The sequence below is a fragment of the Chryseobacterium limigenitum genome, assembly GCF_900114875.1.
GTDB classification, from domain to species: Bacteria; Bacteroidota; Bacteroidia; order Flavobacteriales; family Weeksellaceae; genus Chryseobacterium; species Chryseobacterium limigenitum.
The window spans coordinates 1-14,082 of sequence record NZ_FPKW01000017.1; the positions used below are offsets into that span (position 1 = coordinate 1).

Annotated in this window: 15 protein-coding genes and 1 pseudogene; 12 read left to right on the top strand and 4 right to left on the bottom strand. The window is 34.6% G+C overall.

Annotated elements, in window-relative coordinates:
• A partial coding sequence (locus tag BT156_RS16810; protein WP_139255508.1) for an ISAs1 family transposase occupies positions 1 to 305 on the top strand: 305 nt, incomplete at its 5' end.
• 77 nt (positions 306 to 382) lie between these two features.
• Here the strand turns inward: BT156_RS16810 and BT156_RS16815 are convergent.
• Both BT156_RS16815 and BT156_RS16820 read right to left on the bottom strand, forming a co-directional pair.
• Positions 383 to 1,129 (bottom strand): annotated as a pseudogene (locus BT156_RS16815) (nucleotidyltransferase domain-containing protein).
• A 208-nt stretch (positions 1,130 to 1,337) separates the two neighbouring features.
• Positions 1,338 to 2,720: an RtcB family protein gene (locus BT156_RS16820; protein WP_072411822.1), complete on the bottom strand. Its 1,383-nt coding sequence runs from the start codon at positions 2,718 to 2,720 to the stop codon at positions 1,338 to 1,340.
• 237 nt (positions 2,721 to 2,957) lie between these two features.
• Between BT156_RS16820 and BT156_RS16825 the strand changes: the two genes are divergently transcribed.
• From BT156_RS16825 to BT156_RS22205, 4 genes are all read left to right on the top strand, one after another.
• Positions 2,958 to 3,287 (top strand): HopJ type III effector protein, encoded by a 330-nt coding sequence (locus BT156_RS16825; protein ID WP_072411824.1) that lies wholly within the window; start codon positions 2,958 to 2,960, stop codon positions 3,285 to 3,287.
• Between the two features lie 2 nt (positions 3,288 to 3,289).
• A complete protein-coding gene (locus BT156_RS16830) occupies positions 3,290 to 3,595 on the top strand; it encodes a hypothetical protein (RefSeq protein WP_139255509.1) in 306 nt (101 codons plus the stop codon).
• Between the two features lie 9 nt (positions 3,596 to 3,604).
• A complete protein-coding gene (locus BT156_RS16835) occupies positions 3,605 to 4,618 on the top strand; it encodes a helix-turn-helix transcriptional regulator (protein ID WP_072411828.1) in 1,014 nt (337 codons plus the stop codon).
• Positions 4,619 to 4,685: 67 nt separating this feature from the next.
• Positions 4,686 to 4,823: a hypothetical protein gene (locus BT156_RS22205; RefSeq protein ID WP_170857336.1), complete on the top strand. Its 138-nt coding sequence runs from the start codon at positions 4,686 to 4,688 to the stop codon at positions 4,821 to 4,823.
• A 48-nt stretch (positions 4,824 to 4,871) separates the two neighbouring features.
• On the opposite strand, the gene BT156_RS16840 is transcribed toward BT156_RS22205, so the two are convergent.
• Together BT156_RS16840 and BT156_RS16845 are read right to left on the bottom strand one after the other, a co-directional pair.
• Positions 4,872 to 6,056: a DUF1501 domain-containing protein gene (locus BT156_RS16840; protein ID WP_072411830.1), complete on the bottom strand. Its 1,185-nt coding sequence runs from the start codon at positions 6,054 to 6,056 to the stop codon at positions 4,872 to 4,874.
• A 96-nt stretch (positions 6,057 to 6,152) separates the two neighbouring features.
• Positions 6,153 to 7,532, bottom strand: coding sequence for a DUF1800 domain-containing protein (locus BT156_RS16845; RefSeq protein WP_083582376.1), 1,380 nt, complete (start codon positions 7,530 to 7,532; stop codon positions 6,153 to 6,155).
• Positions 7,533 to 7,767: 235 nt separating this feature from the next.
• Here BT156_RS16845 and BT156_RS16850 point away from each other — a divergent pair, with 235 nt between their 5' ends.
• The 7 genes from BT156_RS16850 (at position 7,768) to BT156_RS16880 (ending at position 14,073) form a co-directional block, all read left to right on the top strand.
• Positions 7,768 to 8,331, top strand: coding sequence for a hypothetical protein (locus tag BT156_RS16850; protein ID WP_072411832.1), 564 nt, complete (start codon positions 7,768 to 7,770; stop codon positions 8,329 to 8,331).
• Between the two features lie 116 nt (positions 8,332 to 8,447).
• Positions 8,448 to 9,497 (top strand): glucokinase, encoded by a 1,050-nt coding sequence (locus BT156_RS16855; protein WP_072411834.1) that lies wholly within the window; start codon positions 8,448 to 8,450, stop codon positions 9,495 to 9,497.
• Positions 9,498 to 9,644: 147 nt separating this feature from the next.
• A complete protein-coding gene (locus tag BT156_RS16860; RefSeq protein WP_072411836.1) occupies positions 9,645 to 10,211 on the top strand; it encodes a YceI family protein in 567 nt (188 codons plus the stop codon).
• 78 nt (positions 10,212 to 10,289) lie between these two features.
• Positions 10,290 to 10,916, top strand: a complete 627-nt coding sequence (locus BT156_RS16865; RefSeq protein ID WP_072411838.1) for a YceI family protein — start codon at positions 10,290 to 10,292, stop codon at positions 10,914 to 10,916.
• A gap of 222 nt (positions 10,917 to 11,138) precedes the next feature.
• Positions 11,139 to 11,912 (top strand): hypothetical protein, encoded by a 774-nt coding sequence (locus BT156_RS16870; protein WP_072411840.1) that lies wholly within the window; start codon positions 11,139 to 11,141, stop codon positions 11,910 to 11,912.
• 62 nt (positions 11,913 to 11,974) lie between these two features.
• A complete protein-coding gene (locus tag BT156_RS16875) occupies positions 11,975 to 12,619 on the top strand; it encodes an alpha/beta hydrolase (protein WP_072411969.1) in 645 nt (214 codons plus the stop codon).
• Between the two features lie 107 nt (positions 12,620 to 12,726).
• Positions 12,727 to 14,073, top strand: a complete 1,347-nt coding sequence (locus BT156_RS16880; RefSeq protein ID WP_072411842.1) for an ammonium transporter — start codon at positions 12,727 to 12,729, stop codon at positions 14,071 to 14,073.
• Positions 14,074 to 14,082 lie beyond the last annotated feature (9 nt).

Consider the following 14,082-nt stretch of genomic DNA (forward strand, 5'->3'; position numbering starts at 1 on the left):
AAGAAACAAAAGATAAACGATATTACATTAGTAGTCAATTGAATACGCCTGAAATATTTTTAAAACATACCAGAAATCATTGGCTAATTGAAAATAAATTACATTGGAGTTTAGATGTGATTTTAAAAGAAGATGAAAGCCGTAAACGGAACAATAATATAGCCGAAAACTTCTCAATTATACTAAAATTAGTGTTAAAATTATTGCAAGAAAAACAACTTAAAAACAAGAAAATAAGCATCAAAAGAATGAGAAAAATGGCAGCTTGGAATTTAGATTATCTCATTGAAATGCTAAATTTTTAATGCGTTTGGTCTGTCCCAACAAACAAATATATTTCCAATCCATAAAAAAAGATTACGGCTTCCCGTAACCTTTTAATCTACATTAATATCTCCCTAAAAACTCTTTCCATTTCACCTTTATCAGGCTTTCCTCCACCCAAATTCTTTGCTCTTTCCTCATTATCCTTTACCATCTCCTCCAAAAATCCAAACAATTCCCAATCATTTGCATGAAAATAAGCTTCTCCTTTGGTGGCTTTTAAGGCAACAAGATTTTCTATTTTGGTTCTCATAAAATCATCGACCAATACCAACAATTCACTGAACAAAACGGGCGGAACCGTTCCTTTTTCTAGTATCCATTTTCCTGTCAAAGCAGTTCGAAGGCAGTAGAAATAACTTTTCAGTTTTACTTCATCGGTTCTGCAGGCTTCGAGATATTTTTTGCTCATGCTCAGATAATGGTAAGAAACCGCTATCGGAGAAAAGCATTCATCAGCCAGAGGTTTAAATAAGTCATAAAACTTTTCGTTTTTCATATAAACGATAGGTGAGTAAAACCAACTCAACAAAGCGGCGTTTGATTTATGCAAAAGATGAAAAGTCTTTCGCAAGTCCCATCAGGAACCGTCCAGAGCATCTTCGGTCATAAATTCTATCGTTTCATCTTTATCCCACGGTGACAGATACCAGTCTTTTTCGTGTCGATATATGAAACGTATATCGTAATCACTGTCAGGAGACGCAAAGCCCCACGCCCGGCTTCCCGATTCTACGGCAAGAAGTATTTTTATGTTTCTTTCTGCCTCTATTTCTTTTAATTTTTCTAGTATTTTTGGTGTCATTGTTTATTTTTTTATTTGGTTAAACGCAAAGGCGCAAAGCTTTTTAAATTCATTGTGTTTTTAAGGCGCAAGACACTTCGACTTCGCTCAGTGTGACAAAAGATTTTCAGCAAATTTTGCAGTTATATATTTTATCGCAGATAAAATCCTTGCGCCTTAAAAAGTATAGTTGTTAAAAGAAATTGCGCCTTTGCGATTTGACCAACAACTATGCTTTTCTAAATTTTTTCTTTTTCTTCCAAGGTGCATTCTTCTGAACATCCCCAGCCATAATACATCCGTAAGGCATCACTTCATCCAGGACTTCACAAAGTCCGTATTCTTCGATCTGAGCTCTCACGTTTTTGGCGCTTTTATAAGCCGTTGGAAGTTCGGAAATATCAATTTCATTGGAGAAAAAACGGATATCTAATCCTTTTGTTTCTTCTTCAAAAACTTCTTCAATGGTTTTATGAGCCAATGATTTTTTATGTTGCGTTCTGCTGAAATTTCTTCCCGCTCCGTGTGGGGCAAAACCTAAATTTCTCTCATTTGTTTTTCCCTGAACGATCAAAACGGGTTCTGACATATTCAACGGAATCAATTTTGGTCCCGTAATATCCGGCATAAATTTATCGTCAAGCGGAGTCGCACCTTTTGCATGGTAAAACAAATCTCCATCCTTGAAGACAAAATTATGTTCGTTCCAATATCTATCCTGTTTTTCGATTCCTAATTTAGTTAAAGTTGCATCGTGAATAGAAGTATGGTTTTCTTTCGTCCATGTTCTTATCAATTGCAAGGCTTCCCAATAGGATTTTCCTTCTTCAGTTTCATAAGGAATCCATGCATTTTCTTTCAAGGTTTCAGGAGAAATTTCCAGTCTGAATCTGTTCGCGACCTTCATTCCTTTATCATATAAAGCAGCTCCCGGAGCTCTCGATCCGTGGTGAGTCACCAACATGGTATTTCCTGTATTTTTTGAAATTCCAACGAACAAGAAATGGTTTCCATCACCTTGCGTTCCCATATGAGAACGGGAAATACTGATTAATTTTTCATCATTCAAAAAGTAATTTTCTCTAAAAGCATCCATTAATTCCTGAGACATTTCCATTTGTTCTCCTCTTGCTCTTCCTCCGTATCCAAAGTGCGTGATTGAATGAGCTGCATCCAAAACTTCTTTAGGATCAGCTTTTCCAAAATCTGTCAACATTACAGAACAACAGATATCTGCGCTATGAAATCCCGGGTGAATCGCATTTTTCGCCACGACAACTCCACCAACTGGAATCTGACCTTCAGGGCCTGTCGGACAGGCATCCGGCATGATGGCACCGTTAATTAAAGTTGGAGTTTTCATCAAAACTTTCATCGTATTGATTACTTTTTCAACGTTATCATTTTCACTTTCGTGTTCTGCTCTGATGTTGATGATGAAATCTTTTGCCGTTTCATGAAGCGGAATCAAGTCCGGTTGTTTGAATTGTTCCAAATATGCTGTGATTTGATTTTCATCTAAATTATTTTCGTTGATATGCGCAATCGCTTCTTTGAACCATTTCGCTGATCTATATCCTAATTCTATTAAATTGTTTCCGTTAAATTCCATATGTTCTCTCATTTTGTTGATGCAAAGTAATAACACAAGTGTGCAATGTTTTTGCGTAGATAAAAATATTTTAATTATTTTTGATGAAATTATTGACTAAACTTTAACCACAAAAGGGACAAAAGATTAACAAATTAGCTATCTTAAGTTCATTAAGATTTTGTTTTCAATGTAATTAAACTTTAAAAGTGCAATACTATCTTTTGTTTCTTTTGTGGTTAAAAAAAATAAAAAAATATGTTAGAACAATTAAAAAATTCCCCCGAAACGATTCAATTTAAAGAAGTAATTGCTCACATTGATGAAAATTACGATTTCGCGCCAACAAAATTCACCAACGGAAATACAGTCAATGAAGCAGATCAGAATAATGGTTCTTGCAAGGTTTTCAGTTTTGCAAAATTAAATGATTTGTCAAAAGAAGAAGTTTTAAACCTTTTCGGAGAATTCTATAGAGAAGATGTATTGAAAAATCCAGAAGGAACAGATCATCAAAACATCAGAAATTTTATAGAATTCGGTTGGGACGGAATTTCTTTTGAGGGTGAAGCTTTGAAAAAGAAATAAAAATGGGAAAATTCCAGTGGACTATAGTTTTTAGTTTTGTCACGCCTATATTACTTTTATTAGTAGTTTTTATGATGGGTGGTGGTCACGGAACTTATATTCCAACAATTATTTTATTTCCTTTTGGAATGATCGGAACAGTTTTTCAAAAATCAATTACAGTTCCATTTGTCGTTTTAGGATTATTCCAATTTCCTATTTATGGGTATTTATTAGATATATTCAAAAATAACAAGTACAAATATTTGATTTTAATTTCTCATATTCTATTTGTAATTATAGTTTTCATCTTTACAAATTTTAAATAACAAATTCAGATGTCATCCAACAAAAACGCTCTTATCCGCTACAAAACGCTTGATAAATGTCTTAAAAACAAATACAAGCAATACACTTTAGAAGATTTAATTGATGAATGTTCTGAAGCTTTGTTTGAGTTTGAAGGCAAAGAATCTTTTGTCAGCAAACGAACTGTGCAACTTGATCTGCAGAATATGCGCAGCGAAAAGTTTGGTTATGAAGCTCCAATCGAGGTTTACGAAAGAAAATATTACCGTTACAGCGATCCGGATTACAGCATTCATAATATTTCGGTGAACGAAAGTGATCTAAAAGCGATGAACAATGCAGTGCAGATCTTAAAGCAATTCAAAGATTTTTCAATGTTTAAAGAGATGAATGGAGTGATTCAAAAATTGGAGGATTCTATTCATTCGACCAATCAAAAATCGATTATTCATTTAGATAAAAATGAGCAGCTGAAAGGGTTGGAGCATATTGATGTTTTGTATGAAGGTATTTTAAATAAAAAGGTTTTAAATATTTTATACAAAAGTTTCAACGCAAGAGAATCGAGTAATTTTGTTGTGCATCCTCAATTATTAAAGGAATTTAATAACCGATGGTTTTTGATCTGTCTTCACAAAGGAAAAATGTATAATCTGGCGTTGGATAGAATGGAAAGCATCGAAGCTGACGAGAAAATTAAATATATTGACCAAGATCTGGATGGCGATGAATATTTTAAAGATATCGTAGGAGTAACCGTTTCACCAACAATGGAACCACGAAATGTTGTCTTTTTTGTTGATTCTTCTAATGCTCCGTATGTGAAAACAAAACCTTTGCATAAAAGTCAGGAGATTATAAGTGAAAATGAGGAAGGCACTGTTTTTAAAATCTGTGTGCAGATAAACAACGAATTAGAAAGGCTTTTACTGGGATTCGGGAATTGTCTGATTGTGCATAAACCCAGAAAATTACGTTTAAGAATGGAAGAAAAATTTAAATCTGGAAGTCAGAATTATGAGAATTTGATTGTTCCTGATTAAAGTTTAAATTTTCAATGGATATGTTGTGGCTTGGAAATTGTATTAATCAAATTCTAAAATAAATAGTATGAAATCAAGAATATTAAAAACTGTACTTGCTATTGTAGCACCTTTGGTAATTGAATTTATTGTCAAGAAAATATCAGAAAAACTGGATAAAAAACCACAGGGAACTGAGCCAAAACAGCTTCCTGCTTCAAATTAAAAGTAAGCAAAATTATAGAAAGAGACTGTTTGTAAAGACGGTCTCTTTTTATATAAAGTCATAAACTCCATTTTTCCAGCCCAGTACTTTCGAAGAATCTGCTTTTAACCAGTTTTTAAGAATGGTGGCATATACTTTTCTGAAGTCTTCGGTATAAATTAAATCGCCTTCATTCAAATTCTGAAGATCAGGAAGAGTATTCAAAATTCCTTTCTTTTTCAATCCTCCGCCGATGAAAAACATTTGATTGGCTGTTCCGTGATCGGTTCCGTTGCTGGCATTTTGAGCAACACGGCGACCAAATTCTGAGAATGTCATCAATAAAATATCATTGAATAAACCATTATTTTTCATGTCTGCAACAAAAGATTTTACGGCTTCATTGATGTCACTAAAAAGTTTTTGCTGTCTTTCATTTTGATTAACGTGCGTATCAAAACTTCCCACAGAGAGGTAGTAAACCTGCGTATTAATATCAGATTTTATTAAAGAAGCAACGGTTTTGAAATCTTTTCCTAACTGTGAATTAGGATAGGTTTGATCTGTTTTTTTTGCTTTGCTTTTATCAAAAATATAGCCGGCATTATTGATAGTCGAACCCAAAGTTTGATATAAATAAGATACCGTTTCATCTTCATGGTGATGATCATACAATGACTTAAAATATTTCTCCTGACTCGTTTGATACAACCTTTTGGGATCTTTGAATGCGAAAGCTTTATTATTTTCTCCTTTTAAGGCTAAACTTAGCATATCATCAACTTCCAAAGCCTGTGTCGGATGGTCGCATTTGTAACATTCTTCATCCAGAAAACGTCCAAGCCAGCCTGTTTCCAAGAATTCATCACTTTTGCTTGCTGACTGCCAAATATCCATACTTCGGAAGTGTGATTTATCAGGATTTGGGTAGCCAACATTATTCATAATAGAAAGCTCTCCATTATCGAATAATTCTTTAAAATAAGACAGAGAAGGGTTGATTCCTGCTTCATCATTAAGCTGTAAAGAATTTTGTATCGCTATTTTGCTTCTTTCTTTAAAATAGATATCATTTTTTGTAGGAATAATCGTGTTCAAACCATCATTTCCACCTGTGAACTGAAGAACGATCAAGATCTTCTGATTGCGCTCCAAAGCATTATCCAACGTCATTGATTTCAGGAAATTAGGAACCATTAATGAAGCCGTTGCTAATGAACTTATTTTTAGAAATTCTCTTCTTTTAATTAGCATAAAGTTAGGTTTTAGGGATTAGGATTTAGGGCTTAGTTTTTAGAGGTTGTTTGAGCCTAATTGCTAAGCCCTAAATCCTAATTCCTTGTATTTTATTTACATTAACTGATATTCCGGTGTTGACATCAGATTGATTACATTCATTTTCACAGTGTTGTCGGAGAAACTTTTCACAGAATCCATACTCAATGTGTTTGAGTTTTGAATTAAATAATCTTCGCAGTTTTTATTGCTAAAAGCTTTTTCAACCCGAGTCCAGTCGATAGTGATATTCGGATTTTTAAAGCTCTTGTTTAAAGCTGTTTCGCGCGATTTCATGCCCATATCAATATCATCATCTTGACGCGGACTGTATTCTAAAGGCCGTAAACCAGACCAGATTTGAGGAATCTGCAATCTCAGCATTAAAGTAGAACTATCGATCCATGATTTTCCGTTTGGCCATCCTGAAACGTTTGGGGGATAAAGCAACATTTGACCTAATAATTTTTGATAAACGATGAGGTTTTCAGGATTTTGAATATGCATTGGTAGCGTTCTCATCATTCCAACCATTAACTCTATAGGAGATTTTATTCTGTTTCCAATATTTTTTTTGTCATAAAACCATGCGCTTGAAAAAATGTCGTTCATCAATTTTTTGATGTCATAATTGGAAGTGTAAAAACTTTCGCTTAGCTTATTAACAATACTTTCATCCACATTTTCATTAACAAAGAATTTATAGATTTTAGTAGTAATAAATTTTGCGGTTGCTTGCTGTTCCAAAATAATATTTAATGCATCTGTTCCGGTGAAATTTCCTGTTTTTCCGAGGAAAGTTTTTGTAGCTTCGTCGTGAAGTTTTTTTCTTTCTGCAAAATTTCCATCTTTATCATAACCCCAGCCTGTAAAAGCTCTTGCGCCTTCCCGTATGTCTTTTTCGGTATAATTTCCGCGTCCCATGGTGAATAATTCCATGACTTCACGGGCGAAATTTTCGTTGGGATGATCTTTTTTGTTTTGTTGATTATTAAGAAAATTCAGCATTGCCGGAGCCTGGCTTACTTCAAACAAAAGATCTTTGAAATTTCCCAAAGCATTTTTCCTGATGATATTTAATAATTGTCTGTTGAATTTCGGGTTTTGAACTCTCGATGCAAAATGTCCGTGCCAGAAGAAAGCCATTTTTTCTCTCATCTGTTCGTTACTGTTGATTATTTTGTTGAAAAAATTAAGGTTCAGTTCGCTGTTTTGCTCTCTGTTGATCCTCTGGATTTCCTTTTTCTTTTCTGCGGGAGATTTGTCGGTCATGTAGTCAATAGTTTCTACATCAGGTGTATCGTATGTAACTTCGACAAAATTTTCTTCTTTAAATAAATCTTTAAGTAAAGCTTTGATGTCTTTATTTTTCAGATCTTCGAACTGGTTGATTCCTGCCCCAAAACCGGCGCGCCAAAGAAGATGTTTGTTATGTAATAAGGATGAGAGCATCATAAGACAATTTGTATTTTTGATGTTGGAAAATGGAAAAGGTTAAAATTATAACGGTTAAGAATTATTAATATTGTTATTTTTAATCTTAAGTTAAACGTGTATTTAATTTTTAGTTAATTTAATTAATTGATATTCATTATTTTGCGATTTTTATTAATGTTAAAATGAGAAAAACAGGCTTCCTTGGCACGATTTTTACATCCTTCAGATTAGTAAAATTTAAAAAATCAGAGTTATGAAAATGTTTAAACAGGCCATCTTGCTAGCTGGAATTTTGACGGTTGGTGTAGTAAGTGCTCAAAGCTCACAAATGAATAATATGATTAAGGTAGGAGCGAATGCTGGTTTAGCTGTTCCCGCAGATAATGTTTCTGCTTCTGCCGGTGTAGACGTAGCTTATCAAAACTTGATTACTCCCGGATTTGGATTAGGTATCGCAACAGGTTATACGCATTATTTTGGTAAGGATAACAACGGGATCAGCAATAATGATGTGGGAGTAATTCCTGTAGGTGCTTTGATCAGAATTTATCCAAAACAGACCGGATTCTATTTCGGGACAGATTTAGGTTACGGTTTCTTGGTGGGTGATGAAAAAGTGGCTTCCAACAGTACGGTTGACAGACCGGACGGAGGTTTCTACATCAAACCTGAGATCGGATACCACAACAAAGACTGGAATTTCTTTGTACAGTATCAGAAAGTATTTGTAGGAGATAAAGGCGATTTGCCAAATCAGGACTACAATGTGGGGAACATTGGAGTAGGATTTTCTTACAATATTCCATTAGGAAAGTAGTTAGATTTAAATATAAACAATTATTAACCAAAACCTTTTCGTTTTTTTGAAAAGGTTTTTTCTTTCCCTATAGTATTTACCAAAACAATTATTATATTTGATAAAATTTGCTGATTATGATTTTGAACCCAAAATTTCCACTTTATTTACCAGGCGTAAAGAACAGTAATAATGATAATGTTTCTATCATTGGGGCAAACCTTCGTGAAGACACTACAACCTTGGGGTATTTTGTTTCCGGTAACGGAGGTCTTGAGGTGAAAATCCAAAGCGATTACCCAACGAAAGAATATGCTTCTTTTTCGGATATCCTGAGGAAGTTTATTAAGGATAACGAGTTGGGAAATGTAAAACGTTTAGGAATGGCTGTCCCGGGACCCGTTCTTAATGGGAAAAGCAGTCCTGCAAGATTAGGCTGGAACTTAGATCAGGAAGAGATCACAAGAGATTTCGGATTCGAGAAAGTGGATATGCTTAATGACTTGGAGGCTTCTGCCTACGGAATGGGGCTTCTTGAAGATTCTGATATGGATGATATCTACACAAGTGGTCATCTTGAAAATGGTAACGTAGCGATCCTTGCTCCCGGAAACGGATTAGGTGAAGCCGGATATTTCTTTGACGGGAAATATTTAAGACCATTTGCAACAGAAGGAGGTCACTCAGAATTTTCTCCAAGAACCAATGTTGAAGTTGAGTTCTATCAATTCTTAAATAACATTTACGGAATTGTAAGTTGGGAAACTGTACTTTCTAAGACAGGATTATTTAATATCTATAGATTCTTAAGAGATGTAAAAAGACATCCTGAACCGGAATGGTTATCAGAACGTCTTGCCAACGGAAACTTTGTTGAAGTAATCTACAAAGCGGCTGTTGAAGACGATGTGTTAATCTGTAAGATAGCTTTAGATACCTTCCTTGAGTTTTTGGCAAGAGAAGCAAACAACCTGACGCTGAAGTTAAAAGCTACGGGAGGATTATTGATCTCAGGAGATATTCCACAGATGATCAGTAATTATATGGATAAAGATAAATTCTACGAGAAATTTAGAATAAGCGATAAAATGGAAGACATGCTTAAAAATATTCCAATCTATCTGATCAAGCAAAATCAGACAGGATTAAATGGGGTAGCGCTCTATACTGCTTATTACCAAGAATAAAAACAAGCTCCGAAGAAATTCGGAGTTTTTTTATGACTGATATTATTCATGAAAATTATTGTTTTTCTTGATATACATCAATGAAATCTATCATATAAGTTGGCTACATTTGCATCATTAACAAACAAGGTAAATAACTTATTCAAAATGAAAAAAATATTTTTATTAGCAGTTTTAGCTGGTGGTTTAGCTTTCGGGCAGTCAAAAAAAGTAGTAGCATCTGATGTTCACTGGTGGGGGTATAAAGTTGCTAAATCTGAGGCAAGCTCTCATGATGGTACTGTAAAAGTAAAATCTGGGGACATGATCATGAAAGGAAACCAGTTAGTAGGAGGTTCGTTCACTTTAGACATGACTTCTATCAATTCAACTGATTTAACGGGAGAATACCAAGGGAAATTAAACGGTCACCTTAAAAACGGAGATTTCTTCGAAGTTGAAAAATTCCCTACAGCTACTTTCAAGATCACTTCTGTAAAGAAAAACAATGATAAAATTTACAGTTCTTTGGTTACAGGAAGCCTTACAGTTAAAGGAAAAACTAACGAAGTTTCTTTCCCTGCAAAAATTTCTTACAGCAAAGGAGTAGTAAGTTTAGTATCAAACAAATTCTCTTTCGACAGACAGAAATTTGATGTTGCTTACAAGTCTACAATGCAGGATGTTTTTGTGAAAGATGAAATAGATATGCTTGTAAAAGTGACTGCTAAATAATTTAATCAAAAAAAGATTGTTAAAAGTGTAGAAGTTCTACACTTTTTTTTATTTTTGTTGAATTGTAAATAAAAAAGAATGAAAAGATTACTATTGTTTGCGATGGTGTGTGCGAGCATATCATTTGTTTCTGCTCAAAGAAAATTTGATAAAGTATCAAAAGTTACTTCATCTGAGATCAGATGGTGGGGGTATAAAGTTGTAAAAACTGAGGCTTCATCGCATTCCGGAACGGTAAAATTAAAAAGTGGAAAATTCAACTTTGATAAAACGGTCTTGGTAGACGGAGAATTTGTGATAGATATGAGAAGCTTGATGGCTGGTGATGTTTCAGATGAAGACATGATCAAGTTGACGAATGATCTTAAAAGCACGAATTTCTTTGAAGTTAAAAAATTCCCGATCGCGAAATTTCATTTAACTAAAATCATTCCTCTGGCAAACAGTCAGTACAACTCAACGGTTTATGGTGATGTGACGATAAAAGGAGTTAGAAAAACAATCACTTTCCCTGCGAACGTATATGTAACTCAGTTTACTGTAGTAGTAGAATCTGCTAAGTTCTCTTTAAACAGAAGAGATTTCAAAGTATTCTATCAGTCTTCATTGAAAGATTACTTTATTAAGGACGAAATGGATATTCAGTTCAAGGTTTCTACAGAAAAATTGGATAATGAAAACAGAGTGCCTGTAAAGAAGAAATAAGACATACTGTTTTATAGATATATAAATGAGTGATTTTTTAATCACTCATTTTTTTTGTTTGCCAGTGTATTTTATTTTCAAAATTTTTGCATTTTATTCGTTAATAGTTGGCTATAGGCGAGTGAAAATGTATTGTAATTGAAATATTTTTTACATATTTGTAATTACTTACTGCTGTGAAGGTGTATAATGTTTTAAAATAATTAAAAACAAATACACGTTATGCAAAAAAAAATTGTTATGCTTGTTCTTGCATCTTTTGTAAGGATAAGCGGTCAGGTGGGAATTAATACCTCTAGTCCAAAAGGTGCATTAGATATTGTTTCAACAACATCAGGTGTCATTATACCTAGAATGCCGAATCCGGCAACTATTGCTGCTCCCGCTGCAGGGATGCTGGCTTATGATTCTACCAATAAAACCATACGTTATTATGACGGGACAAATTGGAGTACTCTTATGTACAGTAAGCAGACAAAATCTAATGAAGGTACTGTGAAAATAAATGCAGGAGGAAGTGGAGGAGGAACGAAGCCTAGTTGGACTGATGTCCCGGCTGACACTACAAAACAGGTGACCTACTCTTTACCCTGCCTGTATGCGCCTTCACCCTCCACAAATTGGCCGGAAAATTCTACAGCCACAGACTCAAAAATTTATAGTGGAGGTAAATTTATTGAGAATGCCGTAATGGGACAGGTGCATCAATGGCGTGTGATTGTAAATTATACTAAAGAATCTAATATTTTAAGCCAGGATGTGAAATTTATACTAAGGAATCCTTCATCTGGTTTTAGATTGGAAATAAGTGGAGTTATTCCATCAAGTAAAACAAGCGGAATCTTAGTGTATTATTTTACTACAATTGCGGATGGAGTGAGTTTACCTCCTCCACTTGGAACCGGAAGTGGTTATATTCTAGAATGGGTTGCTTCAGATGATATTTCCACATTGACAATAGACAGTATTACGAGGATTTCTTTTTATAAAAGTTAGGTAGAATCTAAATGATAATTACAAAAGCATCTTTTTTGATGCTTTTTTTTTATTTTAGTAACATGAAAATTTATGTAGTAAGTGGTCTTGGTGCAGATTTTAAAGTGCTTGAAAGACTGCAGTTTCCCGAGCATTGCGAAATCGTTTTTATTGATTGGCTGATTCCTGAAAAAAACGAACCTCTTTCTATTTATGTAGAAAGAATGGCTGAAAAGATTGATGCTTCGGAGCCTTTCTATCTTTTGGGGTATTCATTTGGTGGAATTATTGTTCAGGAGATTAATAAAATAAAGCCGGCAGAAAAAGTAGTTATTTTAGGAAGTATAAAGTCTGATAAAGAAAAATCAAAATTTATAAGAACGGGTGAGGTTACGAAGATTCCGCGAGTTCTTCCGTTGAGTCTTTTTAATGACAGGGCTGCGAACGTATATTCTGTGGTTAGAAAATTATTTGATCCTAAAAATCCAAAAATCTTACAATATTTCAAAGTCCGCGACCCTTATTATTTAAAATGGTCGGTTGAAAAAGTTTCTGAATGGAAATTTGAAGAAAACCCAAGCGTTATTCAGATATTGGGAGACAGGGATCTTGTTTTTCCTGTTAAAAATTCAAAACCAAATTATATTATTAAGGGCGGAACACATTTGTTTCCTGCCACTAAATATAAAGAGGTTTCAAAAGTGTTGAATGAAGTTTTTTTGCTTTAAAACTTAAGTTTATTTAAGTTTTATATGAAATTCATATGGGTTGTTTGTTTTAATTTGTGTTTTTATGAAATTAATTCTTACTTTTGAAGGGGTTAAATTAAATTTTCATGAAAGTAGGGTTGAAATGGATTGTCTCATTTACCACAATTGCTCTTATTGCAGTAGGAGGTTTATTTTGGAGTCCGATCGTTGATTTTCCAAATAACGGAGAGTTTTTGGGTGAAGATAAAATCGTTGGAGCAGACGTAGCCTGGATTTTGGCTGCTGCAGGTCTTGTTTTGCTAATGACTCCGGGGTTATCATTTTTCTACGGCGGAATGGTCGGGAAGAAAAATGTAATTTCCACAATGCTTCAAAGTTTTATCGCGTTGGGTGTAATTTCCATTCTTTGGGTTGTGGTTGGCTTTTCTTTATCTTTTGGAGATTCTTTAGGTTTTGAAATTAATGGTGTTCATTATGGCATCATCGGAAATCCGTTAAGCTATCCTTTTTTTAGCCGTGTAGGAGTTTTGCCTCATAAAATGATGGCTTCTACCATACCTTTTGTGCTTTTTGCATTGTTTCAGATGAAGTTTGCGGTGATTACTCCTGCGTTAATTACCGGATCATTTGCAGAAAGAGTACGTTTTATTTCCTATTTACTATTCATGGTGCTTTTCAGTATTTTCATCTATGCACCGCTTTGTCATATGGTTTGGCATCCGGAAGGACTTTTAAATAAATATTTTGGAGTTAAAGATTTCGCAGGCGGAACGGTTGTTCATATGAGTGCCGGATTTGCAGCGTTGGCTGGCGCTATCGTTTTAGGAAACAGAAAAAATCCGCATCATGAGCCTTCAAATATTCCTTTCGTTCTTCTGGGAACGGGAATGCTTTGGTTCGGATGGTTCGGCTTTAATGCAGGTTCTGCGTTGGCTGCCAATGCAACGGCTGCAACCGCTTTTGGAACAACAACAATTGCCTCTGCATCAGCAATGATGACGTGGATATTTTTTGACAGAATCAATGGTCGAAGTGTTTCCGCTTTGGGGGCTTGTATAGGCGCGGTCGTTGGACTTGTCGCCATTACTCCCGGATGTGGCTTTGTTTCTATTGCAGAAAGTCTTTTCATAGGTTTTATTTCTGCTATTGTTTCTAATCTGATGATGAATTGGAAAGCACTAAAGAAAATCGATGATACTTTAGATGTTTTCGCTTGTCATGGAGTAGGGGGAATTATGGGGATGATTTTAACGGCAATATTTGCACATGGCGAGAATGCAAGTCTTCTTCATGGCGGTTTTAGAGTTTTTGCACATCACATGATGGCGTTGGTTTTAGTCTCGATATTTGCATTTTTTGGATCGTTACTATTATATAAAATTACAGATAGCATCATTACATTAAGAGTTTCAGAAGAAGCTGAAGATATGGGACTTGACCTTTCTCAACACGAAGAAAGTTTGAAATGGTAATTTTTTAAA